The 716-nt window shown below is 45.4% G+C and carries 1 protein-coding gene; it reads left to right on the top strand.

Annotated elements, in window-relative coordinates:
• Positions 1-716 (top strand): IS3 family transposase (locus tag ACT3QP_RS14980; RefSeq protein WP_444526052.1); only part of this gene is annotated, 716 nt, incomplete at both ends.

Here is a 716-nt window from a genome sequence, read left to right as displayed (position 1 = left end):
ATCAGCGTCACCTGTTATTATCACAAGTCGGTGGTAACAGATGAGAACCAGCAAATAGCGGACTTACTTATCAAACTGACTGATGAGAACAAGAACTGGGGCTTTGGCTTGTGCTTTTTAACCTTGCGTAATGTGCTAGGACTGCCGTACAACCATAAGCGGGTATATCGCATCTACTGCGAGCTTGAACTCAACCTTAGAATCAAGCCTAAGCGTCGCATTAAACGTGCTAAACCAATACCATTAGCAGTACCTGATAGGATTAACCAAAGCTGGAGCATGGACTTTATGCACGACGGCTTAACTGATGGCCGCGGCTTTAGACTGTTCAATGTCATTGATGATTACAACCGTGAGGCACTCACCGTTGAAGTCAACTTCTCGCTACCGGCCGGGAGGGTCATACGCAGTCTTAATCAGCTTATTGAGTACCGAGGCAAACCTGTGCAGATAAGATGCGATAACGGCCCTGAATACATCAGCAATGCGCTCAAAGACTGGGCTGAGCAGCAAGGTATCATCTTAAGCTATATTGAACCTGGCAATCCACAGCAAAATGCGTATGTAGAGCGCTTTAACAGAACCATGAGATATGATTGGTTAAATCAGGAGCTGTTTGATAATCTAGAGCAGGTACGCGCACAAGCAGAAAACTGGTTATACCATTATAATCATAAGCGCCCAAACATGGGCAATGGCGGTTTTACACCGATACA

Source organism: Psychrobacter sp. AOP7-B1-24 (assembly GCF_052376215.1).
Classification (GTDB): domain Bacteria; phylum Pseudomonadota; class Gammaproteobacteria; order Pseudomonadales; family Moraxellaceae; genus Psychrobacter.
The sequence above is the reverse complement of the archived record's forward strand: the minus strand, read 5'-3'. Positions and strand labels throughout refer to the sequence as shown.